The sequence below is a fragment of the Pseudomonas sp. ok272 genome (genome assembly GCF_900109995.1).
Taxonomy (GTDB): domain Bacteria; phylum Pseudomonadota; class Gammaproteobacteria; order Pseudomonadales; family Pseudomonadaceae; genus Aquipseudomonas.
The window spans coordinates 88,451-113,484 of sequence record NZ_FOCB01000007.1; the positions used below are offsets into that span (position 1 = coordinate 88,451).

The window sequence follows — 25,034 nt, forward strand, 5'->3', positions numbered from 1 at the left end:
CCACCGGGGGAGATCGGCCATGAGCCGCGCTTTCGTCAATGAAGATAACGCCGCGGCCCAGGCCGATCAGCCGGTCGAGCGCCAGGTCAGCACGCAACCCAACTACGTGACGCCTGAAGGCCTGGGCTTGCTGCAAGACAAGGTCGCCGAACTGCAAAACCTGCACGCCGAGCAATCGGCCTTGGAAGACAAGGCCGACAAACAACGCCTGGCCGATCTGGAGCGCGATCTGCGCTACTACCACCAGCGCCTGCAAAGCGCCCAAGTCGTGCCGCTCGCCACCTCGACCGAGAAGGTGCAGATCGGCAGCTGGGTCACCTATGCCGACGAACAAGGCAGCGAGCACCGCGTGCAGTTGGTGGGCGAGGATCAAGCCGACGTCGCCCACGGCCTGATCAACTGGGGCTCGCCCCTGGGCCGGGCACTGCTGGGGGCACAACGCAATGACGAAGTGCTGTGGCAGCGGCCGGCCGGCGATCAGTTGATCGAGGTCATACGCATAGAACCGGCTTACACCACGCCCTGAGCCAGCATGGCGTCGGCGACCTTGACGAAGCCGGCGATATTGGCGCCCTTGACGTAGTTGATCCGCCCGTTTTCTTCACCGTAGTGCACACAGGCGTGATGGATCGACTGCATGATGTTGTGCAACTTGCTGTCCACCTCACCGGCGGTCCACAGCAGGCGCATGGCGTTCTGTGACATTTCCAGGCCACTGACCGCCACGCCACCGGCGTTCGAGGCCTTGCCCGGGGCGAACAAAATGCCCGCCTCGATAAAGATATCCACCGCCGCCAGGGTGGTCGGCATGTTCGCCCCTTCCGCGACGCAGACACAGCCGTTGCGCAGCAACGTGTGAGCATCGTCGGCATCCAGTTCGTTCTGTGTGGCACACGGCAGCGCGATGTCGCAGACCAGGTTCCACGGGCGTTGCCCGGCGCGGAACTCCAGGCCAAAGCGCGTGGCCAGCTCGCTGATCCGCCCGCGGGTGACGTTCTTCAACTCCAGCAGCGCCAGCCATTGCTCCTCGCTCAAGCCGCTCTCGCAGTACAGGGTCCCTTCGGAGTCCGACAGCGAGATCACCTTGCCGCCCAGGTCCATGACCTTGCGTGCGGCATATTGCGCGACGTTGCCGGAACCGGAGATGGCCACGCGCTTGCCTTCGACCCGTTCACTGCGACGCTTGAGCATTTCCTCGGCAAAGTACACACAGCCGAAACCGGTGGCTTCCGGGCGAATCAGGCTACCGCCGTAGCTCATGCCCTTGCCGGTCAGCACGCTGGTGAACTGGTTGCTCAAGCGCTTGTACTGGCCAAACAAGAACCCGATCTCCCGAGCGCCCACCCCGATATCGCCGGCCGGAACGTCCACGTCGGCGCCGATGTGGCGATACAACTCGCTCATGAACGCCTGGCAGAAGCGCATCACTTCGGCGTCGCTCTTGCCCTTTGGATCGAAGTCCGAACCGCCCTTGCCGCCGCCCATGGGCAGCGAGGTCAGGGAGTTCTTGAAGGTCTGCTCGAAGGCGAGGAACTTCAGCACCCCAAGGTTCACCGAACGATGGAAGCGCAGGCCACCCTTGTAGGGGCCGATAGCGCTGTTCATCTGGATACGGAACCCGCGGTTAACTTGCACGTTGCCCTGATCGTTGACCCAGGAAACCCGAAACACGATGGCGCGTTCAGGCTCACAAATTCGCTCCAGGATGCCGGACGTCAGGTAATGCGGATTGGCTTCGAGAAACGGCCACAAACTGCGCAGGACTTCTTCCACCGCCTGATGGAATTCTGGCTGGTCAGGGTCACGTTTTTTCAGACGGGCAAGGAAGGATTCGACGGATTCGATCATGGAAAAGTCTCGGCAAATTTATTGTCGTTAGAGATGATTGAGCCGGACTTTAGCAATTCGAACCGCACCGCGACAGCGCAAAATGTCGCTTTTATGAATTTAAATGGTGCATTGGATATAAATAGCTCGGCATTTTCGGGCTTTCTTGCACCCAAACAGGGATTCACCCGCCAACACCTGCACCCTCCGCGACAGCGCTTTCGCGAGCAGGCTCGCTCCCACATTTGCAATGCATTCGTCGTGTGGGGTGGGAGCGAGCCTGCTCGCGAAGACCACACCGCCGTCCCACTCAAAAAACCCATAAAAAAACGGAGCCCAAAGGCTCCGTTTCTCTATGCAACCAACCCGATATCAGGCCAGTTTCTTGTGGCGTACCCGGTGTGGCTGGGCAGCGGCTTCGCCAAGACGCTTTTTGCGGTCGGCTTCGTACTCGGTGTAGTTACCTTCGAAGAAGATCGCTTGCGAGTCGTCTTCGTACGCCAAGATGTGCGTCGCGACGCGGTCAAGGAACCACCGATCGTGAGAGATCACAATGGCAGCGCCCGGGAAGTCCAGCAGGGCTTCTTCCAGGGAACGCAGGGTTTCGACGTCGAGGTCGTTGGACGGTTCGTCGAGCAGCAGGACGTTGCCGCCCTCTTTCAAGGTCAGGGCCAGGTGCAAGCGACCACGCTCACCACCGGACAGGTCCTTGACGAACTTCTGCTGGTCGCCGCCCTTGAAGTTAAAGCGACCGACGTAGGTACGCGAGGGGATCTCGTAGCTGCCGATGCGAATCTGGTCGGAACCGTCGGAGATCTGCTGGAACACCGTCTTGCTGCCGTCCAGGTCTTCGCGGCTCTGGTCCACGCACGCCAGTTGCACGGTCTCGCCGACTTCGATGGTGCCCGAGTCCGGCTGTTCCTTGCCCATCAGCATGCGGAACAGGGTGGATTTACCCGCACCGTTACCGCCGATCACGCCAACGATGGCGCCTTTAGGCATGGAGAACGACAGGTTGTCGATCAACACGCGATCGCCATAGCCTTTGGTGACGTTCTTGAACTCGATGACCTTGTCGCCCAGGCGTGGGCCGGCCGGGATGTAGATCTCGTTGGTTTCGCTGCGCTTCTGGAATTCCTGCGACTGCATTTCTTCGAAGCGTTGCAGACGAGCCTTGGACTTGGACTGGCGGGCCTTGGCGCCTTTGCGCACCCACTCCAGTTCTTCTTTCATGGCCTTTTCGTGAGCCGACTGCTGCTTGGATTCGGCCGCCAGACGGTCGGACTTGGCTTCCAGCCAGCCCGAATAGTTGCCTTCGTAAGGAATGCCCGCGCCGCGGTCAAGTTCCAGAATCCAGCCTGCCACGTTGTCCAGGAAGTAACGGTCGTGCGTAATCGCGACCACGGTACCCGGGAAGTCGTGCAGGAAATGCTCCAGCCAGGCCACGGAATCGGCGTCCAAGTGGTTGGTCGGTTCGTCGAGCAGCAGCATGTCCGGGGCGGACAGCAGTAGACGGCACAAGGCCACGCGACGTTTTTCACCACCGGAGAGGAATTCGACCTTGGCATCCCAGGCCGGCAGGCGCAGCGCGTCGGCGGCGACTTCCAGCTGGCGCTCCAGGTTGTGGCCATCGCTCGCTTGCAGGATGGCTTCGAGCTTGGCCTGTTCGGCAGCCAGCTTGTCGAAGTCAGCATCCTCATCCGCGTAAGCCGCGTAGACCTCGTCCAGGCGTGCCTGGGCGTTCTTGATCACGCTGACCGCTTCCTCGACCACTTCACGCACCGTCTTGGTAGGGTCAAGAACCGGTTCTTGTGGCAGATAACCAATGTTCAGGTCCGGCATCGGACGGGCTTCGCCTTCGAACTCGGTGTCGACGCCCGCCATGATTTTCAACAGCGTGGACTTACCCGAACCGTTGAGGCCGAGAACGCCGATCTTCGCGCCAGGGAAGAACGACAGCGAAATATTTTTGAGGATTTCCCGCTTCGGCGGAACAACTTTGCCCAGCCGATGCATGGTGAAGACGTATTGAGCCATGGAGAACCTAGCGTCAGTAACAGTTGAATAAAGCGGGCCACGCCCGTGCCAAGCCATGCGCAGCGCGGACAGTTGATTGCAATCAATGTCAGCGAGCGTAGAAAAGCCTGAGTTTCTGGGGGCTGGAACGCCCTGCGTAACCGGTAAAGCTACCTCAATGCAGCATACCCGTCCAGCCGCAAGGGACTGGCACTTTGCCACAACTCAAGGCATGCTAGCCGCCCTCTGGGCGCGCGGCTTATAGTGCATATCGCGCCAGTCCAGCCCCACCGCAGGATTAACGATTGTCCAACGCCACCTCGCCCTCCTCCGCGCGCGCACTCCATCCTGCGACCGGATCGCCCCTGCGTGGCTCGCTCAAGGGCGCCTTGGCAACGCTGGTTCTACTGCTGCTCGGCCTGTTGTTCTGGCAGCTCCTGGACCAACTTCACGAAACCCAGAAAAGCCAGCGCCAGTACACCATCGACTACACCGCCGACCTGGCCGCGCAAGTCAGCCTGAACATGGCGCTCAACGCGCAGATCGCCCTCAATCTGCTGCCGATCGTTGAACAACCACAAACCGACGAGCAACAGCAGGCCGTGCTGCGCAAGCTGCAACAATCGCTGCCCGATGTCCTCAGCGTGGCGCTGCTCAGCCCCTCGGGCAAGGTGCTCAGCGACAGCGCCGAAGACAGCCAGGACGCCGACTATCTAAGCGAACTGGTCAGGCGCAGCCGCGCCCAGGCCCATTACTTCAGCAACGCCGACGACGGATCGGCGGTGCACTTGTTGCTGCATCAGGCCAGCGGCAGTACACGGGGCTTTTGGGTCCTGCGTTTGCGCCCGACCTTTTTCTCCTCCCTGACCAAGCAGAGCGACGTCAGCATCCGCCCGCTGTGGCTGGTGGAAAACCGCATCACCCAGCAGATCATCAGCCGCGACGACTTGTTGCCATCCGCTCACCCCAGCCAGCTGACCGAAGAGGACCACGCCAATACGGTGCTGGTCGTTCCCCTGAGCAGCAGCGACTGGCAGTTGCGCGGCTTGTTCGACCGGCAACGGGTGATCGAACAACTGCTGCCCGCCTTCATCGGCAAATGCCTGCTGGGGCTGGCGTTCTCGCTACTGCCACTGATCGCCTTGCTGAACATGCGTCGCCGCCAGGGCCAAGTGAACGAGGGACGCCGGCGCTATCAGGACATCTTCGACGGCACCGGTGTTGCGCTCTGCGTGCTGGATCTTTCCGGGCTCAAGGCGGCTTTCGGCAAGAGCCATCTGCAAACCGACGATCAGTTAAAGGCCTGGCTGGCCAATCCAGCGCAACGCCAGCAATTGCTACAGGAACTGCGCATCACCGAGGTCAACCAGGTCGCCTTGCACCTGCTCAATGTGCAGTCCCACGATCAGGCCTGGAAGCTGCTGATCGACGGCCAGCCACACGACGGCAATGCCATCGGCAATCAACTGCTCGAAGCCGTGTTCGCGCAACACAAGCAACTGGAACTGGAGATCACGCTCCAGGACACCCAGGGCCATGACCAACACCTGTGGCTGGTGCTGCGCTTTCCCGAAGACCCGCACGACTACAAGGCCGTGATCCTCAGCATCAACGACATCACCAGTCGCAAGTTGATCGAGCTGTCGCTGCTGGAGCGTGAGGGATTCTGGTCCGATGTGGTACGCACGGTGCCCGATCACCTGTATGTGCAGGACGTGATCAGCCTGCGCATGATTTTCAGCAACCACCACCTGGGGCAGACCCTGGGCTACAACAAGATTGAACTGCAGCAGATGGGCGAGTACTTCTGGGAGATCCTGCTCAACCCCGAAGACGCCGATCACTACCATCGCCTGCGCCAGGAACAACGCCAGGGCGGCTACACCCAGTTGTTGCGGTGTCAGTTGCGCTTCCGCCACCGTGATGGTGAGTGGCGCTGCTTTGAAGTCCGCGAACAGGCGCTCGCCCGGGACAAGCACGATCAGGTGACACGTATCATCGGCGTAGCCAAGGACATCACCGACCAGATCGAGGCCAGCGAGTCGCTGCGTGACAGCGAACAGCGCTACCGGATGCTCGCCGAAAGCATCAGCGACGTGATTTTCTCCACCGACAACCAGCTCGCACTCAACTACGTCAGCCCGTCGGTCCAGGCCGTGCTGGGCTATGACGCGCAGTGGATCTTTCAGAACGGCTGGCAATCGATCATCGCCAACCCGCAACAGTTGACCGGCATCTACAGCCTGATGGACCGCGTCAGCAAGGCCCTGAACAAACCCGAGCAACTGGCGCAACTGCGCAGCCAGGTGAAGACCCAACTGTTCCTGTTCGACAGCCTGCGCGCCGACGGCCGCAAGATTCCCATCGAGTTGCGCGTGGTGCTGGTGTGGGACGAACACGGCGCCTTCGAAGGTGTGTTGGGCGTCGGTCGTGACATCAGCCAGCAACGTCGTGCGGAAAAGGACCTGCGCATGGCCGCCACGGTCTTCGAACACTCGACCTCGGCCATCCTGATCACCGACCCGGCGGGGTACATCGTCCAGGCCAACGAGGCGTTCAGCCGCGTCAGCGGCTACGAAGTGGCCCAGGTACTCGACCAGTTGCCGAACATGTTGACCGTCGACGAACAGCAAGAAGCTCACCTGCGCTATGTGCTCAAGCAATTGCACCTGCACAACACCTGGGAAGGTGAAGTGCGGCTCAAGCGCCGCAACGGCGAGCACTACCCCGCCTGGGTCGGCATCACCGCCGTGCTCGACGATGAGGGCGACCTGGCCAGCTACGTGTGTTTCTTCAGCGATATCAGCGAGCGCAAGGCCAGCGAGCAACGAATTCACCGACTGGCCTACTATGACGCCCTGACCCACCTGCCCAACCGCACACTGTTTCAGGATCGCCTGCATACCGCCCTGCAAACGGCGCAGCGGCACAAGTCCTGGGTGGTGCTGATGTTCCTCGACCTGGACCGCTTCAAACCGATCAACGACTCCCTGGGACACGCCGCCGGCGACCGCATGCTCAAGGAGATGGCCACCCGCCTGCTGGCGTGCGTCGATGAAGACGACACCGTGGCACGCATGGGCGGCGACGAGTTCACCCTGCTGCTGCAACTGCGCACCACCCGTGAAGTGGCCTTGAACCGGGCAATCCATGTCGCCGAGCAGATACTCGCCAGCCTGGTCAAACCGTTTGTCCTGGAAGGTCGCGAGTTCTTCGTCACGGCCAGTATCGGTATTGCCCTGAGCCCGCAGGACGGCGACGAACTGAGCCAACTGATGAAAAACGCCGACACCGCGATGTATCACGCCAAGGAGCGCGGCAAGAACAACTTCCAGTTCTATCAGGCGGACATGAACGCCAGTGCCCTGGAACGCCTGGAGCTGGAAAGCGACCTGCGCCACGCCCTGGAACAAAACGAATTCGTGCTCTACTACCAGCCGCAGTTCAGCGGCGACGGCAAGCGCCTAACCGGTGCCGAGGCCCTGTTGCGCTGGCGCCATCCGCGTCGTGGCCTGGTGCCGCCTGGGGACTTCATCCCGGTCCTGGAAGAACTCGGGCTGGTCGTCGAGGCCGGCGACTGGGTGATCCGCGAAGCCTGCCACCAACTCAAGGCCTGGCACCAAGCCAATGTGCACGTCCCCAAGGTGTCGGTGAACATTTCGGCGCGACAATTCTCCGATGGCCAACTCGGTACGCGGATCGCCACCATCCTCAAGGAAGTCGACCTGCCACCGGCGTGCCTGGAACTGGAACTGACCGAAAGCATCCTGATGCGCGAAGTCAGCGAGGCCATGCAGATTCTCGCCGGGCTGAAACAGCTCGGCCTGAGCATCGCGGTCGACGACTTTGGCACCGGTTACTCGTCGCTCAACTACTTGAAGCAGTTCCCGATCGATGTGCTGAAGATTGACCAGACGTTCGTCGACGGCCTGCCGTCGGGCGAGCAGGACGCGCAAATTGCCCGGGCAATCATCGCCATGGCCCACAGCCTGAACCTGGCCGTGATCGCCGAAGGGGTGGAGACGCAGGAGCAACTCGACTTCCTGCGTGAACACGGCTGCGACGAAGTACAAGGCTACCTGTTCGGCCGCCCGATGCCAGCCGAACAGTTTGAAATCCAGGTCAGCCAGGACGCGCTGTTCGCGTTTGACTGAAAGGCCCTCGCGACACTGGCGACTGCTTCGCGGGCAAGCCTCGCGCCTACGGGTCTCACCGTCTGTAGGCGCGAGGTTTGCCCGCGAAAAAACCTGACCAGACACCGTACATCCGGTCATGAAAGCCACTTGTCTGCGACATGATGCCCTTTCATATGCCATCCAAAACCCATTGGGTTAGAATGCCCTCCTTTTCTGCCCCCCCGATCCTTGAGGACCGCCATGTTCAGCCGTGATTTGACCATTGCCAAGTACGACGCCGACCTTTTTGCCGCCATGGAGCAAGAAGCTCAGCGCCAGGAAGAACACATCGAGCTGATCGCTTCGGAAAACTACACCAGCCCAGCGGTGATGGAAGCTCAAGGCTCGGTACTGACCAACAAGTACGCCGAAGGCTACCCGGGCAAGCGCTACTACGGCGGTTGCGAGTTCGTCGACATCGTTGAGCAACTGGCCATCGACCGCGCCAAGGAACTGTTCGGCGCCGACTACGCCAACGTCCAGCCACATGCGGGCTCCCAAGCCAACAGCGCCGTGTACCTGGCCTTGCTGCAAGCGGGCGACACCATCCTGGGCATGAGCCTGGCCCACGGCGGTCACCTGACCCACGGCGCCAGCGTTTCCTCCTCCGGCAAGCTGTACAACGCGATCCAGTACGGCATCGACGGCAACGGCCTGATCGACTACGACGAAGTCGAGCGCCTGGCGGTCGAGCACCAGCCAAAAATGATCGTGGCCGGTTTCTCTGCCTACTCGCAGATCCTCGACTTCCCACGCTTTCGCGCCATCGCTGACAAAGTCGGCGCTTACCTGTTCGTCGACATGGCTCACGTCGCCGGCCTGGTCGCTGCGGGCGTGTACCCGAACCCGGTCCCATTCGCCGACGTGGTCACCACCACGACCCACAAGACCCTGCGCGGTCCACGTGGCGGCCTGATCCTGGCTCGCGCCAACGCCGAGATCGAGAAAAAGCTCAACTCCGCGGTATTCCCAGGTGGCCAGGGCGGCCCACTGGAACACGTGATCGCGGCCAAGGCGATCTGCTTCAAGGAAGCGCTGCAGCCTGAGTTCAAGACCTACCAGCAGCAAGTGGTGAAAAACGCCAAGGCCATGGCCGGCGTGTTCATCGAGCGCGGCTTTGACGTGGTCTCCGGCGGGACCGAGAACCACCTGTTCCTGCTGTCGCTGATCAAGCAGGACATCTCCGGTAAAGATGCTGACGCCGCCCTGGGCAAAGCCTTCATCACCGTGAACAAGAACTCGGTGCCGAATGACCCGCGCTCCCCGTTCGTCACCTCCGGCCTGCGCTTTGGCACCCCGGCTGTGACCACCCGCGGCTTCAACGAAGCAGACTGCAAGGAACTGGCTGGCTGGATCTGCGACATCCTGGCTGACCTTTCCAACGAAGCGGTGATCGACGCCGTTCGCGAGAAGGTCAAGGCCATCTGCAAGAAGCTGCCGGTATACGGTGCCTGATTGCAACTAGCGACATAAAAAGCCCGGCGAATTCGCCGGGCTTTTTTTCGCCTTTAATTTAACACTCAATCATTGATACAACCAACAACTCACCAAACAAACTCCCGCACCTACAAACCACCAACACACCGAAACACATAACAACTTTCACAACACTAAAAAAAGCTTACCCTCCAAACCTTAAACCCAAAGCACCCCATTAACTTAAGGATAAGTTTATGAGCACTAATCGCCAAAAATCGTTTATCGCCACACTGCAAATTGATAACGCCCACGTACAATCCCTTGGCGTTCTACATGGCGTTCCAGCCTTAAGGACCGAAACTTCTTTTTCGGGTGGCTGGTTCACCGGAGCCAAACGGACAAAAGACGACTCGCACCTGCTAGGCTGTCGGCCTATCGACGAAGTCAACAACACCACCCCCTGGACTATTTATTTCCGCTGCACAAACGACTACTACATCCTGTACATCCGTACTCACGAAACTTACACCGGGCTGTGCATCAGTAAGGACTCGCAGGGCATGCTAGGCGCCCTCGATCCCGACGAGAATGACATCACATCGTTCAATATCCTTAATTTGAACAACCGCATTATCACCCTGCAAGACATGCCCCGCGGTGTTCATTATGTTCGACTCAAAGCTCGAAACTCAGAGCGTATCGGCTCAATTAGGCGCAACGGAGCGCCCTACAATTATTTCTGTGAAACTCCCTACGCCGGCCAGGTATTCAAGTCAACCATTCTTGAACGTAACGCCTCTTACATAAGTAATCCGGACGAAGTCTGACAGGCACCACGGCCACGACCGATTACTTACAACTCGCGAAGTACCCACATAAATAAAGATCAACAACACGCCATTATTGCGACATTCCGCACACGCGCCAGTTGCTGAGAACAGAACGTAACTGCGGTGATTTTGATTCAATAATGGGCACGCTTGTTCGCACTAATCGCCAGCAGCGTACATCGGCCCTGAACTTCACCTTCATTATCATTCAGCGCACTGCGTCCAACTAAACTCGGCGTCACCTATTGCACAGCACACAGCAGTGCCCTCGCGCTCAGGCAGGGCACTGCCATCGACCCTCACGCCACCTGAATCGCAGCGAACCCCTGGCGGATTCGTTCTTGCGGCAACTCATCGGCGATAAACACGATCACGCTTTCCCGCACCTCGCCGTCGGCCCATTCGCTGTCCCAGTCAAACCCGTACAGCTTGAGCACGCCCTGGAACACCAGGCGCCGAGACTCACCCGCAATGCTCAACACACCTTTGTAGCGCAGCAACTGCTTGCCATGCTCTTCCAGCAGTTGGTTCATGAACTCGCTGAGCTTATCGATATCCAGCGGTTGGTCAGTGCGTAACACCAGGCTGGATATCCGGTCGATGGACGGCGCCTTGCTCACCGGACGCAGGCTCAACCCCGCGCCCAGGTCGGCATTGAGATTGAAACCACGAATGTCCAAAAGCTCGGCCAGGTCGATCCGGCCGTGGTCGACCACCCGGATCGACGCACGCCGATTGATCCGCGCCAGCCGTTCGCTCAAGGCCTCGAAGGTCGACGCGTCCACCAGGTCGCACTTGCTCACCAGCAACCGGTCGGCGAAACCGATCTGCGCCTGGGCGATGGTCTGGGTCAGGTGGACATCGGCGTGGGCGGCATCGACCAGGGTCAGGATGCCATCGAGGATATAGCGCTCGCGCAGTTCTTCATCGATGAAAAACGTTTGCGCCACAGGTGCCGGATCGGCCAGGCCGGTGCATTCGATGACCAGGCGATCGAACGCGATCTCGCCACTGTCCAGGCGCTCCAGCAGCAGGTACAGCGCGCGGGTCAGGTCGGTATGGATGGTGCAGCAGACGCAGCCGTTGGCCAGCGTCATCACCTGGACCGGCTCGTCGCCCAGCAGTTGGGTGTCGATGCCGGCATCACTGAATTCGTTTTCGATCACGGCGATCTTCAGGCCGTGCTCGGCCTTGAGCAGGTGGCGCAGCAGCGTGGTTTTGCCAGCGCCGAGAAAGCCGCTGAGGATCGTGACCGGAATGGGAGAGGACAAAAGCAGTTCTCCTGATGACTGAAGGATTTCAAAACAAATGTGGGAGCGAGCCTGCTCGCGATAGCGGACTGTCAATCAACACCGAGGTTGAAGGCAAGACCGTCATCGCGAGCAGGCTCGCTCCCACTGGGAGGTCACACCAACCCGCTTACCGAGTCAGCAGCACTTCGGGCCACCCTTGCCGCCGTAACGCGCTTCCTGACGTTCCCGGAAGAACATCTCGTAGCTCATCACCGGCTTGTCCGGGTGTTTGGTTTGCATATGCTCGACGTAAGTGTCGTAGTCAGGCATGCCGACCATCAGGCGCGCGGCCTGACCGAGGTATTTACCGAGGCGACTCAGGTCATTGAACATGCTGCAATCCTCACGTTATGCATCCGGCAGCGCCTGGAATGGCGATTCCTTATCCGTACGCTCCTTGCTGCCCCAGGCACGAACACCGACCTTGAGCGCATAGAACAGGATACTGAAGACCACGAACAGGAACAGCGCCGTCAGCGTGGCGTTGGTGTAGGCGTTGAAGATCACGTGCTGCATCTGCGAGATGTCCTTGGCCGGGGCAATGATCTGTCCGTTGGCCAGGGCATCGCTGTACTTCTTGGCCAGCGACAGGAAGCCGATCGCCGGGTTGGCGTCGAACAGCTTGATGAAGCCTGCGGTGGTGGTGCAGATCAGCAGCCATACCGCGGGCAGCATGGTCACCCAGATGTAGCGTTGGCGCTTCATTTTGATCAACACCACCGTGGCGAGCATCAGCGCGATACCGGCCAGCATCTGGTTGGAGATGCCGAACAGCGGCCACAAGGTGTTGATCCCGCCCAGCGGATCGACCACGCCCTGGTACAGCAACCAGCCCCACATCGCCACACAACCGGCGGTGGCGATCAGGTTGGCGGTCCAGGACTCGGTACGCTTGAGCGCAGGGACGAACGAACCGAGCAAATCCTGCAACATGAAACGCCCGGCACGGGTGCCGGCGTCCACCGCCGTCAGGATGAACAGCGCCTCGAACAGGATTGCAAAGTGGTACCAGAACGCCATGGTGTTTTCACCCGGCAGGACACTGTGCAGGATCTGCGCGATACCGACCGCCAGGGTCGGCGCACCACCGGCACGGGCCAGGATCGTGGTTTCACCGATGTCATGGGCCACCGCTTGCAGCGCTTCCGGGGTAATCATGAAGCCCCAGCTGCTGACGGTTTGCGCCACGCTCACCACATCACTGCCCACCACGGCGGCTGGGCTGTTCATCGCGAAGTACACGCCTGGCTCGATGACCGAGGCGGCAACCATGGCCATGATGGCCACGAAGGACTCCATCAACATGCCGCCGTAGCCGATGTAGCGGGCGTTGGTTTCGTTATCCAGCAGCTTGGGCGTGGTGCCCGAGGAAATCAGCGCGTGGAAACCCGAGACCGCACCGCACGCAATGGTAATGAACAGGAACGGGAACAGACCGCCTTTCCATACCGGGCCCGTGCCATCGACGAACTGGGTCAGTGCCGGCATTTTCAGCTCGGGCATGGTCACCAGGATACCGATGGCCAGCGCAATGATCGTGCCGATCTTGAGGAAGGTAGAGAGGTAGTCACGGGGGGCCAGGATCAGCCACACCGGCAACGATGCCGCGACAAAGCCGTAGCCGACCAGCATCCAGGTGATTTCGATCCCGGTGAAGGTGAAGGCCTTGGCCCATACCGGGTCAGCGGCAATCTGCCCGCCCAGCCAGATGGAACCCAGCAGCAGCAGCACACCCACGATCGAGATTTCGCCGATGCGCCCCGGACGGATGTAGCGCATGTAGATGCCCATGAACATCGCGATCGGGATGGTCGCCATCACCGTGAAGATGCCCCATGGGCTTTCGGCCAGGGCCTTGACCACGATCAGCGCCAGCACCGCGAGGATGATGATCATGATCAGGAAGCAGCCAAACAGCGCAATCGTGCCGGGGATACGGCCCATCTCCTCACGGACCATGTCACCCAGGGAGCGACCGTTGCGGCGAGTGGACATGAACAGGACCATGAAGTCCTGGACCGCACCCGCCAGCACCACACCGGCGATCAGCCACAAGGTGCCAGGCAGATAGCCCATCTGCGCAGCCAGGACCGGGCCGACCAACGGGCCGGCGCCGGCGATTGCCGCGAAGTGGTGACCAAAAAGAATGTGTTTGTTGGTCGGCACATAGTCCAGACCGTCGTTATTGAGCACCGCGGGAGTCGCTCGCCGTGGATCCAGTTGCATCACGTGAGTCGCGATGAACAGGCTGTAGTAACGATACGCAACCAGATAAATGGCCACTGCCGCGACCACAATCCACAAGGCGTTGATCGCCTCGCCCCGCCGCAACGCAACGACACCCAGGGCACCCGCCCCAATGATTGCCAGCAGCAGCCAGGGTAGATGGCGTAGCAGGCTATTATTATTTTTCATGTTTGTATTCCAGCCAGGTGGACTTGAGATAAAGCCACCCCGAGTTTAGCGCCGATTACCCCAAAGACCATACCCCGACGTTGGTCTAGCACGCCGCCTGGGTGGCAGCCCTGGCGGATGCGGGTCTATAGTCAGCAGACCATCCAAGGGACCGCGCCATGAGCAAGCAAGCTGCCAATCGCCGCCGCTTCAAACGTATCGCGTTCGATGCCAGGACCGAGCTTCTCCAGGGTTCGCACCGCTGGCCGGTCAAGCTGATCGACCTGTCGCTCAAGGGTTTGTTGGTCGAACGCCCGGAGCCTTGGCTCGGTGACCAGACGCAGATTTTCTCGGTCGATATCCATTTGAGTGAGGACGTCGAGATCCGCATGGACGTGCAACTGACTCACGAAGATCATGGCCAGTTGGGATTTGTCTGTCGCTACATCAGCCTGGAATCCATCAGCAGCCTGCGACGGCTGATCGAGTTGAACCTGGGCGACCAGGCCGCACTCGAGCGTGAGCTGGGCGCGCTGATCGATATCTGACCGCCGCCGTCATTCATGCGGGCTTACTCGAACAGTGCGTCCAGGGCTTGTTCCAGGCGCGTCACCGCGATGATCTTCAACCCGGCCGGCGCCTCTTTCGGCGCATTGCCCTTGGGCACGATGGCGCGTTTGAAGCCGTGCTTGGCGGCTTCCTTCAAGCGCTCCTGGCCGCTGGGCACCGGCCGCACCTCGCCAGACAAGCCGACCTCACCGAACACCAGCAAGTCGTGGGGCAACGGCCGATTGCGCAGGCTGGACATCACCGCCGCCATCAACGCCAGGTCGGAGGCTGTTTCCAGCACCTTGACCCCGCCCACCACGTTGAGGAACACATCCTGATCGTGCGTTGGAATCCCACCGTGACGATGCAACACGGCCAACAGCATCGCCAGGCGGTTTTGATCCAGGCCCAGCGTCACCCGCCGCGGGTTGGCCAAGTGGCTATCATCCACCAGCGCCTGCACCTCGACCAGCATCGGACGCGTGCCCTCCCATGTCGCCATCACCACACTGCCGGGCACTTCTTCCTGGGCACGCGTCAGAAAAATCGCCGAGGGGTTGGAGACTTCTTTCAGGCCTTTGTCGGTCATGCCAAACACACCCAACTCATTGACGGCGCCAAAGCGGTTCTTCACCGCTCGCAGCAGTCGCAAGCGACCATCGGACTCACCTTCGAAATACAGCACGGTATCGACCATGTGCTCCAGCACCCGGGGACCGGCCAGTGCGCCTTCCTTGGTCACATGCCCCACCAGGAAAATCGCCGTGCCACTTTGTTTCGCGTAGCGCACCAACAGCGCCGCACTCTCGCGCACCTGGGACACGCCGCCCGGGGCCGACTGCAACTGTTCAGTGAAAATGGTCTGGATCGAGTCGATCACCATGACCTTGGGCTTTTCCACGCGAGCCGTGGCGATGATGGTTTCGATGCAGGTTTCGGTCATCACCCGCAACTGGCCCTGGGGCAATCCCAGGCGGCGGGCACGCATCGCCACTTGTTGCTGGGACTCTTCGCCCGTGACGTACAACGCCGGCATGCGCGTGGCCAGGCTGCACAGGGTCTGCAGGAGAATGGTCGACTTGCCGATGCCTGGATCCCCGCCGATCAGCACCACCGAGCCATCCACCAAGCCGCCGCCCAACACCCGGTCCAACTCACCCGAGGCAGTGGAGAAACGCGGGATCTCCGCAACGCTGACTTCGGCCAGGGTCTTGATCTGCGCCTGCTGCCCAGTCCAACCGGTACGGCCGCTGGGGGCCGCGGCACCGCCGCTTTCCACCAGGGTTTCGGTCAGGGTGTTCCAGGCCCCGCATTCACCGCACTGGCCAGCCCACTTGGGAAAGGTCGAGCCACACTCGGTGCAGCCGTACATGCGCTTTGCCTTGGCCATCTGAACTCCGGGAAAAAACCGCGATGATAGCTCAGTTAGTCAGGCACGGTGAGCGGTCGGGACAACCACCGTTCTAAATGACGCCCTTCATACTGTATTGTTTAAACCGCTGGACTTCCCACCCCAAACACCCAAGACCTACTATTCATTTATTTAGAGGCAATCATTTATGACATTTCCTTACTTAAATGCTGAATAAATGAATCAAGCGCCCCACCGCCCAGAAAATTGTACAAACGTTATACCAAGTGCCGCCACACGCATAACTTCCTCCCGTGCAACACCCATACTTACGTGACCGCCGAGCGCCGACGCTCAATCAGGAGATACGCTTTCAATACTGTGCTCTTACTTGAGTTTCACCCCTTCCTGCCCATAGAGACCCAGGCTCACAACCCTGAGCCGAGCATCTCACCGTTGCATCAGCCACCTCCAGAGGGCTTCCACGAAAATCGACAGCCCTCTGAAGGCTGTTTTCCCGTACACGGGGCAACGGCCGCACACGCCAGGCGCACATCTGCCGAGCAAGACCCGGTTTGCTGAATTACACTGCCTGTACCAACCTCATCTGTAACAAGGAATAACCTATGGGCGTGTTAAGTGAGTTCAAGGCCTTCGCGGTCAAAGGGAACGTAGTCGACATGGCCGTCGGTATCATCATTGGCGCTGCGTTCGGCAAGATCGTTTCGTCGTTTGTCGGCGACGTGATCATGCCACCCATCGGCCTGCTGGTCGGCGGGGTGAACTTCGCGGACCTGGCGGTCACGCTCAAGGCGGCACAAGGTGATATCCCGGCCGTGGTGCTGGCCTACGGCAAATTCATCCAGAGCATCATCGACTTCCTGATCGTCGCGTTCGCGATCTTCATGGGCGTGAAGGCGATCAACCGCCTCAAGCGCGAAGAAGCCGTGGCGCCAACCCTGCCGCCGGTTCCCACCAAGGAGGAGGAGTTGCTGGGAGAAATCCGCGACTTGCTCAAGGCGCAGAACAGCAAGCCCTGAAAGCAGTAAGAAGATAAGAAAACGGCGCTTGCAGCGCCGTTTTCTTTACCAGTAGTTTTCCACGGCAACCTGGCCGGGGCGGCGGCTCAAACTCAACCGCATCTCCCGTGCCTTGAGCAGGTTACGGGTGTCCTCGATCATCTGCGGATTGCCGCACAACATCACCCGCGAATGTTCGGCCGTCATGTCGACGCCTGCGGCCCGCTCTAACTCGCCGTTTTCAAGCAACAGGGTAATTCGACCATTCAATGCCCCTGGGTGCGGCTCCCGGGTCACGATAGGGATGAACTGCAGTTTGTGGGCGTGTTCAGCCAGGTAGTCGCGATCCGCCAACCCGTCAATCAGCGCCTGATACGCCAGCTCCCTGGCCTCGCGCACGCTGTAAACCAGGATGATCCGCTCGAACTTCTCCCAGACCTCAAAGTCCTGCAGGATCGACAGGAACGGCGCAACCCCCGTGCCGGTGGACAACAGCCACAGGTCACGCCCGTCGACAAAGCGATCAAGGGTCAAGTAACCGAAGGCCTGGCGGTCGACCATCAGGGTATCGCCCACCTCCAGGCGGCTGAGTTCACTGGTGAACTCGCCTCCCGGCACCACGATGGAAAAGAACTCGAGAAACTCATCAAATGGCGACGACACCATGGAGTAGGCACGCCACACCGTGCTGCCATCGGCCTTGGTCACCCCCAGCCGGGCAAACTGTCCGGCCCGGAAGCGAAAGCCGGCGTCTCGCGTGGTTCGTAGCGTGAACAGGCTTGGGGTCAAGGGCTGAACGTCAAGCAGGGTCTGGCGGGTGAACTTCTCTTCGCTGGCGCTCATGAGCGGCTCCGTTGGTCTGATCGGCCCAGTGTCCCGCAAAGCGCCGCGAAGAAACACCGTGGATGTGTAGTGGTATTAACCGCTTGCCCCCTTGCACTTACAAACCGGGGAACACATTCAATGACATGTCACATGTCCACACTAATAACGCGTCTATTCTTTATCCCCCCAACGAACAGTACACTTCAACTACTCACATGACATATGGCATATAAAAGCCATCACTCAAGACGGACTATTCCATAACCCTTTATCAAGTTAAAGAATCGACTAATAGCAAAAAAATAGGATCCAATCCATAAGAAAAATCCTACACTTCATGACGCCCCAGCCTTCGGATGCGACTGAGACTGAAAAAATAGTGTAGGAGAGTAACCGATGGAGATCTGGAAACACGTCCAACTCAAGCAGCTAACCCACGAGTCGAATATTGAAACCGCCTATAAGCTCGCACAAAGTTTTTTCTATAGTCTTGGATATGAATATTGTGGATTCTCAATAACTTCCCCACCCACTGGGCAATACTTCGACAGGGTCAATCTGAACAACTACCCACATGACTGGAATAAACAATATGAACAAAATGATTATAAGTCGATCGATCCATTAGTAGCTCACTGCCAGCGTTCAATGCTGCCCATCGTCTGGGACCGCGAGACCTTTGCGCAGGTGCCCGAGCTTTGGCAGGCGTTGATGGATCAAGGCCTGCAGTACGGCTGGTCACAGCCGGTGCACGATCTCGACAACCACGTCACTGGCATGCTGAGCATGGCCCGCAGCACCGGCCGGATCAGTGCCTATGAGCTCTACGACGACCTCGGGTATGCACTGATCATCAGCCAGAAACTGCATGCGCTGGCCTTGCAAGCGCGACGCAGCGAACAGCCGCACGGCATTGACCATGGAGAGCTGTCACCGCGCGAGACTGAGATCCTCAAATGGTCATCCCACGGCAAGACCGCCTCCGACATCGCGACTATCCTCAACCTGAGCGAGCGCACGGTGAACTTTCATGTCAGCCGTGCGATCAAGAAACTGGGCGTGACCAACAAGATCTCGGCCGTAGTGATGGCTGCCAGGGGCCGCCTCATCTAAGTCACTGGCCAGGGAACTGATCGCCTAAAAACCAGCGGGTAATCCAGCGGAAAAAAACGTACCATCCGTCCTCTCCGAGTGATAACGCCAGAACCGGTGTTGCAGTCCACCCGGGGGGTCCCGCCAGCATCAAGCCCATGCCTACCCGCGGGACATCCGTTGATTATCCAGAGTCCCCGCCCCATGCCCCTGCTTGAAACCCCGTTCGCCCAACTCGACCTGATTCGCCAGCCGGAACAGCCAAACGAACCGCTGCAAGCCTTTGATGCAGCCGATGAGTACCTCCTCGCGCACCTGGCCGCGCAACAGCCCACGGTCGACACGCGGGTACTGGTGCTCAACGACAGCTTTGGCGCGTTGGCGGCGAGCCTGCTGGGCAAGGTGGCGCTGACCAGCAGTGGCGACTCCTATCTGGCGGCCCTGGCCCTGGAGAAGAACCTGATCCGCAATGGCCAGCCCTTTGACGCCGCTCGTGTGCTGCCCGCCAGTGAACCGCTGGTCGGGCCGTTCGACCGGGTGCTGATCCGGGTCCCCAAGACCCTGGCCCTGCTCGAAGAACAACTGATCCGCCTGCAAGGCCAACTGGCCCCCGGCGCCCAGGTGATTGCCGGGGCCATGGTCAAGCACCTGCCACGGGCGGCAGGCGACCTGCTGGAGCGCTACATCGGCCCGATGCAGGCCTCCCTGGCCGTCAAGAAGGCACGCCTGCTGATCGCCACTGTCGATGACCGGCCTGTTGCCCCCTCGCCCTACCCAACGCGCTATCGGCTCGACGAGCCGGCTATCGAGTTGCTCAACCACGCCAACGTTTTCTGCCGTGAAGGCCTGGACATCGGCACGCGGGCGTTTCTCCCGCACCTGCCGAAAAACCTTGGCAGCGCCAGGGTCGCGGACCTCGGTTGCGGCAACGGCATACTCGCCATCGCCAGCGCCCTGCACAACCCGCAAGCCCATTACACCCTGGTGGACGAATCCTTCATGGCGGTGCAGTCAGCCCGGGAAAACTGGCAGGCGGCCCTTGGCGAACGTGACGTGATCGTGCGTGCCGACGATGGCCTGGCCGGCCAGGAACCCCAATCACTCGACGTGGTGCTGTGCAACCCGCCGTTCCACCAACAGCAGGTAGTAGGCGACTTCCTCGCCTGGCGGATGTTCCAGCAGGCACGCGAAGCGCTGGTGGTGGGTGGGGCGTTGTACATCGTCGGCAACCGCCACCTGGGCTACCACAGCAAGTTGGCCCGTCTGTTCCGGGGCGTCGAGCAGGTGGCCACCACGCCGAAGTTCGTGGTCCTCAAGGCCCGCAAGTAACGCCAACGGCCAGGTAAAAAAAACCCTGCAATCATCGCAGGGTCATAAAACCGTGCCGCAAGGCAACGGGATGGGATGTCCAGGTATTCAGTGTGTGCTCAAGCCTGCGGCGTTCATGAACAGGCGCATCAGGCTGGCAACGATGAAAAGCGCCAGCACGCTGCCCACCCAAATCCCGGCCAGCCAGCCAAGCCGCTGCCACAGCGGCTTTTTTTCAGCCTGTTCAATGTCATCCAACGAGTGTTTGTTCGCCATTGCTCGAATCCTTGGTCAGGGTTAGCGGTGGATGACGCCTGTCAGGGCGCCATCGCGAGCACGCCTTGCGCCGACTAGTGATAGCCGTCCTCATGAGTCACCTTGCCGCGGAACACGTAGTAGCTCCAGAAGGTGTAGCCCAGGATGAACGGGATGATGAACAGCGTACCCACCAGCATGAAGCCTTGGCTTTGCGGCGGTGCGGCCGCGTCCCAGATGGTGATCGACGGCGGCACGATGTACGGCCACACGCTGATCCCCAGCCCGCTGTAACCCAGGAAGATCAACACCAGGGTCAGCAGGAACGGCGTGTAGTGGGCATTGCGCGCCACCGCCCGCAGCAAACCGTAAAAGGTCACCAGCACCAGGATCGGCACCGGCAGGAACCAGAACAGGTTCGGCAGGGTGAACCAGCGTGCGGCAATCTCGGCATGGGCAATCGGGGTCCAGATGCTGACGGCACCAATCACCGCCAACAGTACCAACGCCAGCGGCCGGGCCAGGTCGTGCATCTGCTCCTGCAACTTGCCTTCGGTCTTCATGATCAGCCACGTGCACCCCAGCAGCGCATAGGCCACCACCAGCGCCAGGCCGCAGAACACGGTGAACGGCGTCAGCCAGTCCAGCGTCCCGCCGGCGAACTGCCGGTTGACCACCGGGATGCCATCGATGAACGCCCCGAGCGCCACGCCCTGAAAGAAGGTTGCCGTCAGCGAACCGCCAATGAAGCACTTGTCCCAGATGTGTCGCTTGTGGTCCTTGGCCTTGAAGCGAAACTCAAAGGCCACGCCCCGGAAGATCAAGCCAATCAGCATCAGGATCAGCGGCAGGTACAGCGCCGACAGCACCACCGAATAGGCCAGTGGAAAGGCCCCGAACAGCGCCGCCCCCCCGAGTACCAGCCACGTCTCGTTGCCGTCCCAGACCGGGGCGACGGTGTTCATCATCACATCACGGTCGCTGTCGCCCTTGATGAACGGGAAGAGAATCCCGATCCCCAGGTCGAAACCGTCCATGACCACGTACATCATGATGCCGAAGATGATGATCACGGCCCAGATCAGCGGAAGATCAATACCCATGACTCAATTCCCCTTGTTCAGGCGGTGGTCGCTTTCGGTGCCGTCATCGGCAGCGGAAAGCGGACGGGCCGGCGTGCGATGCTGGCCAGGGCCACCGTGATTCTGCTCGGCGCCTTCGTCGAGCGTCGGCCCCTTGCGCACCAGGCGCATCATGTAGCCAATCCCCACGCCAAACAGCGAGAAGTACACCACGACGAACAGCGCCAGGGTGATGCTCATCTGCACCACGCTGTGGTTGGACGACGCATCGGCCGTGCGCATCAAGCCATACACCACCCACGGCTGGCGGCCGATTTCAGTGGTGAACCAGCCGGCCAGGATCGCGATCAGGCCCGATGGCCCCATCCATAGCGCCAGGTACAGGAACGCACGGTTCGAATACAGCGTGTCACGCTTGCGCAGCCACAGGCTCCACAACCCGGTGAAGATCATCAAGAAGCCCAGGCCGACCATGATCCGGAACGACCAGAACACAATGGTCGAGTTTGGCCGGTCTTCAGGTGCGAACTCCTTGAGCGCCGGCACCTGTTTGTCCAGCGAGTGGGTCAGGATCAGGCTGCCCAGGTACGGGATCTCCAGCGCGTACTTGGTCGTCTCTGCCTTCATGTCCGGCCAGCCGAACAGGATCAGCGGGGTCGGTTCGTCGCCGACGTTTTCCCAGTGGCCTTCAATCGCGGCGATCTTTGCCGGCTGGTGCTTGAGGGTGTTGAGGCCGTGGAAGTCACCGATGACCGCCTGGATCGGCGCAACAATCAGCGCCATCCACATGGCCATCGACAGCATGGTGCGGATCGCCGGGTTGTCACGCCCGCGCAGCAGGTGCCAGGCGGCGGACGAACCGACGAAGAACGCTGTCGCGACAAAGGCCGCCGTGGCCATGTGCGCCAGGCGGTAGGGGAACGACGGGTTGAAGATCACCGCGAGCCAGTCCACCGGAATCACCTGGCCGTTGACGATCTCGTAACCCTGCGGGGTTTGCATCCAGCTGTTGGACGCCAGGATCCAGAACGTCGAGATGATCGTGCCAAGGGCCACCATCAGCGTGGCGAAGAAGTGCAGCCGGCGCCCCACCTTGTTCCAGCCGAACAACATGACCCCCAGGAAGCCGGCTTCGAGGAAGAACGCCGTGAGCACCTCATAGGTCAGCAAGGGACCGGTCACGGAACCGGCGAAGTCCGAGAAACGACTCCAGTTGGTACCGAACTGATAGGCCATCACCAGGCCCGACACCACGCCCATGCCGAAGTTGACGGCAAAGATCTTCGACCAGAAGTGGTAGAGGTCCCGGTAGGTGTTGTTGTGGGTCTTGAGCCACAAGCCTTCGAGCACTGCCAGGTAACTCGCCAGGCCGATGGTGATCGCCGGGAACAGGATGTGGAACGAGATGGTGAACGCGAACTGAATTCGGGCGAGATCAAGTGCCTCCAAACCGAACATAAGTCTTCCTCTGTCAGGTAAAACGGCTACAGGCTCATGGCCTGCACCCACCGCCCCTACGGGTATGGTGTGCGGCGAATTCAAATTCGTTCTTTTTGTACAACACGTCACGACGCAGGGAGTCTGGCCTTCCGGCCACCAGCGCAACGCCACCAAGGGCCTTGATCTGGATCAAGTAACGATCAAAGAGTAGTCCGATTTTCGCGCGCAGGCCGTGTGGTCTTTTGCCGCGTGACAGGTTGTCTCAGGCGAGGAATGGCCCCTGGCGTCGGAGCTGCGCAACTTTTGGTTACAGGTTGATGATAATCTCGGCCTTTCCTCGACCAGATTCGCGCGCCAATGCCCAGTCCAGAGCCCTTGTTGTTACGCCACCAGCGCCCCTTCATCGCGTTCTGGCTGGCGCGGATTTTCACCGCCAGCGGCTTTCAGATGCTCACCGTGGCCATTGGCTGGAACCTCTACCAACTCACCGGCAATGTGCTGGATTTGGGCCTGGTTGGGCTGGTGGAGTTTGTGCCGCGGGTGCTGTTCATGCTGCACACCGGCCACGTGGCGGACAAATACGACCGACGCAAAGTCGCCGCCCTGTGCCAATCGCTGCAAGCGTTGATCGCCCTGGCGCTGGCCATTGGCAGCGCCACCGATCACATCACCCGCGAGATGATCTTCGTCCTGGCCTTCCTGCTCGGCGCCGCACGCTCGTTCGAGATGCCGACCACCCAGGCCCTGCTGCCCAGTATCGTGCCCGCGGCGCTGTTCCCCCGCGCAGTCGCCGCCGCCCAATCGGCGCAGCAATCGGCCACCATTGTCGCCCCGGCGCTGGGCGGGCTGCTCTATGCCTTCGGCAGCGTCTGGGTGTATGGCCCGACCGTCATCCTGTACCTCATCGCCTGCACCCTGATGCTCAATCTGCCGGCACGGCAAACCCCGCTGAACAAAGGCAAGGCGACCCTGGATTCGCTGCTGGCGGGGGTGCGCTTCATCCGCAGCCGCCCGGACATCCTCGGGGCCATTTCCCTGGACCTGTTCGCCGTGCTGCTGGGCGGCGCCACGGCCTTGCTGCCGGTGTTTGCCAAGGACATCCTGCTGACCGGCCCCTGGGGCCTGGGCCTGTTGCGCTCGGCACCCGCGGTGGGGGCATTGTTGATGTCACTGTGGCTCGCGCGGTTCGCCGTGGAGCGCAAGGTCGGCCGCGTGATGTTCACCGCCGTCGGCGTGTTTGGCGTGGCAACCATCGCCTTCGGCCTGTCGACCTCGTTCTGGTTCTCGCTGGCGGTGCTGGTGGTATTGGGGGCGGCAGACATGATCAGCATGGTGATCCGTGCCTCGTTCGTGCAACTGGAAACCCCCGACGAAATGCGCGGCCGGGTCAGCGCCGTGAACGGTCTGTTCATCGGCGCCTCGAACCAGTTGGGCGAGTTCGAGTCCGGCCTCACCGCCCACTGGTTCGGCACCGTGCCCGCCGTGGTGATGGGCGGGATCGGCACGCTGCTGGTCACCGGCACCTGGATCAAACTGTTCCCGACCCTGGCCAACCGTGACCACATGCATGTGCCGGTGGATGAGGCGAAGTGAGCCCTACTTGATCGACAGCTGCGTCGACAGCACATTGCCCGGCGCATTGATCGAGGTGTTGCGGAAGGTGAACGTGCCGCGCTGCTTGCCGGCCATGTCGAAGATGTACAGCCAGCCGACGACTTTGCTGACCATGCCGGCGCAGTCGGTCAGGTTGCCATTATCGAAGGCACAGACCCGGGTGCGCACGCCATCGATGTCGGCACCGTCCAGCCCCGCCTGAGGGCCGCGCCCGTACCCGACTTCCAGCACGTAGATCTTGATGTTCGGCCCTTGGTGATCGCACTTCGTCTCGGTCTGCCCCGGGGCAATGTCCTCCAGACCACAGGACGCCGACTGCACCTTGAGCACCTTGACCTCGGTCAGCGGTGGCGCCGAGGCGGCCGTGGCGGTGTGCATGCCTAACAACCAGGCGCCAAACACGCCAAAAACCAGTACCCACCCACTCTTTATAGAAGACATAACCACTCCCGAGACCAGCGCGCAGTATGCCCCACTCCCATCAACGGCAAAACATCGTCAACGAACACGGCCATTTAGCAGCCACAGGCCGGCGCTGCTGGTATG

20 protein-coding genes are annotated in these 25,034 nt (G+C 60.5%); 9 read left to right on the forward strand and 11 right to left on the reverse strand.

What is annotated here, in order from left to right:
• Positions 1-19 precede the first annotated feature (19 nt).
• Positions 20-526, forward strand: a complete 507-nt coding sequence (locus tag BMW74_RS12410; protein ID WP_093419799.1) for a GreA/GreB family elongation factor — start codon at positions 20-22, stop codon at positions 524-526.
• Here BMW74_RS12410 and gdhA read toward each other — a convergent pair.
• Entirely contained in the window at positions 511-1,848 is a 1,338-nt protein-coding gene (gene gdhA / locus BMW74_RS12415) for an NADP-specific glutamate dehydrogenase (RefSeq protein WP_093419804.1), read from the reverse strand. The two genes, BMW74_RS12410 and gdhA, sit on opposite strands and share 16 nt — an antisense overlap.
• A gap of 351 nt (positions 1,849-2,199) precedes the next feature.
• Entirely contained in the window at positions 2,200-3,864 is a 1,665-nt protein-coding gene (gene ettA, locus BMW74_RS12420; RefSeq protein ID WP_093419809.1) for an energy-dependent translational throttle protein EttA, read from the reverse strand.
• Positions 3,865-4,148: 284 nt separating this feature from the next.
• On the opposite strand from ettA, the gene BMW74_RS12425 reads away from it, so the two are divergent.
• From BMW74_RS12425 to BMW74_RS12435, 3 genes are all read left to right on the forward strand, one after another.
• Entirely contained in the window at positions 4,149-7,997 is a 3,849-nt protein-coding gene (locus tag BMW74_RS12425) for a bifunctional diguanylate cyclase/phosphodiesterase (protein ID WP_093419814.1), read from the forward strand.
• 222 nt (positions 7,998-8,219) lie between these two features.
• Positions 8,220-9,473, forward strand: coding sequence for a serine hydroxymethyltransferase (glyA, locus tag BMW74_RS12430; protein ID WP_093419818.1), 1,254 nt, complete (start codon positions 8,220-8,222; stop codon positions 9,471-9,473).
• Positions 9,474-9,691: 218 nt separating this feature from the next.
• The gene (locus BMW74_RS12435; protein WP_093419823.1) at positions 9,692-10,264 is read left to right on the forward strand and encodes a hypothetical protein; all 573 of its coding nucleotides are present in this window, start codon (positions 9,692-9,694) and stop codon (positions 10,262-10,264) included.
• 302 nt (positions 10,265-10,566) lie between these two features.
• On the opposite strand, the gene yjiA is transcribed toward BMW74_RS12435, so the two are convergent.
• The 3 genes from yjiA to BMW74_RS12450 all read right to left on the reverse strand — a co-directional run bounded on the left by yjiA (position 10,567) and on the right by BMW74_RS12450 (position 13,974).
• A complete protein-coding gene (gene yjiA / locus BMW74_RS12440; RefSeq protein ID WP_093419828.1) occupies positions 10,567-11,538 on the reverse strand; it encodes a GTPase in 972 nt (323 codons plus the stop codon).
• A gap of 156 nt (positions 11,539-11,694) precedes the next feature.
• The gene (locus tag BMW74_RS12445; RefSeq protein ID WP_003228401.1) at positions 11,695-11,892 is read right to left on the reverse strand and encodes a YbdD/YjiX family protein; all 198 of its coding nucleotides are present in this window, start codon (positions 11,890-11,892) and stop codon (positions 11,695-11,697) included.
• A gap of 15 nt (positions 11,893-11,907) precedes the next feature.
• Entirely contained in the window at positions 11,908-13,974 is a 2,067-nt protein-coding gene (locus BMW74_RS12450; RefSeq protein WP_093419831.1) for a carbon starvation CstA family protein, read from the reverse strand.
• Between the two features lie 158 nt (positions 13,975-14,132).
• Between BMW74_RS12450 and BMW74_RS12455 the strand changes: the two genes are divergently transcribed.
• Positions 14,133-14,501 carry a PilZ domain-containing protein gene (locus BMW74_RS12455; protein ID WP_093419834.1) on the forward strand — a complete coding sequence of 123 codons (369 nt, stop codon included), beginning with the start codon at positions 14,133-14,135 and terminating at the stop codon, positions 14,499-14,501.
• Positions 14,502-14,524: 23 nt separating this feature from the next.
• Here BMW74_RS12455 and radA read toward each other — a convergent pair whose 3' ends face one another.
• A complete protein-coding gene (gene radA / locus BMW74_RS12460) occupies positions 14,525-15,892 on the reverse strand; it encodes a DNA repair protein RadA (protein WP_093419837.1) in 1,368 nt (455 codons plus the stop codon).
• A gap of 587 nt (positions 15,893-16,479) precedes the next feature.
• On the opposite strand from radA, the gene mscL reads away from it, so the two are divergent.
• Complete coding sequence (gene mscL, locus BMW74_RS12465; RefSeq protein ID WP_093419840.1) at positions 16,480-16,893, forward strand: large-conductance mechanosensitive channel protein MscL; 414 nt, start codon at positions 16,480-16,482, stop codon at positions 16,891-16,893.
• 45 nt (positions 16,894-16,938) lie between these two features.
• Here the strand turns inward: mscL and BMW74_RS12470 are convergent, their stop codons facing one another.
• Positions 16,939-17,715: a ferredoxin--NADP reductase gene (locus BMW74_RS12470; RefSeq protein WP_093419844.1), complete on the reverse strand. Its 777-nt coding sequence runs from the start codon at positions 17,713-17,715 to the stop codon at positions 16,939-16,941.
• 378 nt (positions 17,716-18,093) lie between these two features.
• On the opposite strand from BMW74_RS12470, the gene BMW74_RS12475 reads away from it, so the two are divergent.
• Complete coding sequence (locus BMW74_RS12475) at positions 18,094-18,810, forward strand: autoinducer binding domain-containing protein (protein ID WP_093419849.1); 717 nt, start codon at positions 18,094-18,096, stop codon at positions 18,808-18,810.
• A gap of 183 nt (positions 18,811-18,993) precedes the next feature.
• A complete protein-coding gene (locus BMW74_RS12480; protein ID WP_093419853.1) occupies positions 18,994-20,118 on the forward strand; it encodes a methyltransferase in 1,125 nt (374 codons plus the stop codon).
• An 87-nt stretch (positions 20,119-20,205) separates the two neighbouring features.
• On the opposite strand, the gene BMW74_RS12485 is transcribed toward BMW74_RS12480, so the two are convergent.
• From BMW74_RS12485 to BMW74_RS12495, 3 genes are all read right to left on the reverse strand, one after another.
• The gene (locus BMW74_RS12485) at positions 20,206-20,373 is read right to left on the reverse strand and encodes a DUF2474 domain-containing protein (RefSeq protein ID WP_093419857.1); all 168 of its coding nucleotides are present in this window, start codon (positions 20,371-20,373) and stop codon (positions 20,206-20,208) included.
• Positions 20,374-20,447: 74 nt separating this feature from the next.
• Positions 20,448-21,455 (reverse strand): cytochrome d ubiquinol oxidase subunit II, encoded by a 1,008-nt coding sequence (gene cydB / locus BMW74_RS12490; protein WP_093419862.1) that lies wholly within the window; start codon positions 21,453-21,455, stop codon positions 20,448-20,450.
• Positions 21,456-21,458: 3 nt separating this feature from the next.
• Positions 21,459-22,892 (reverse strand): cytochrome ubiquinol oxidase subunit I, encoded by a 1,434-nt coding sequence (locus BMW74_RS12495; RefSeq protein WP_093419866.1) that lies wholly within the window; start codon positions 22,890-22,892, stop codon positions 21,459-21,461.
• 339 nt (positions 22,893-23,231) lie between these two features.
• On the opposite strand from BMW74_RS12495, the gene BMW74_RS12500 reads away from it, so the two are divergent.
• Positions 23,232-24,467 carry an MFS transporter gene (locus tag BMW74_RS12500; RefSeq protein WP_093419869.1) on the forward strand — a complete coding sequence of 412 codons (1,236 nt, stop codon included), beginning with the start codon at positions 23,232-23,234 and terminating at the stop codon, positions 24,465-24,467.
• Between the two features lie 3 nt (positions 24,468-24,470).
• Here BMW74_RS12500 and BMW74_RS12505 read toward each other — a convergent pair whose 3' ends face one another.
• Positions 24,471-24,929, reverse strand: coding sequence for a DUF4879 domain-containing protein (locus BMW74_RS12505; protein ID WP_093419874.1), 459 nt, complete (start codon positions 24,927-24,929; stop codon positions 24,471-24,473).
• Between the last annotated feature and the right edge of the window lie 105 nt (positions 24,930-25,034).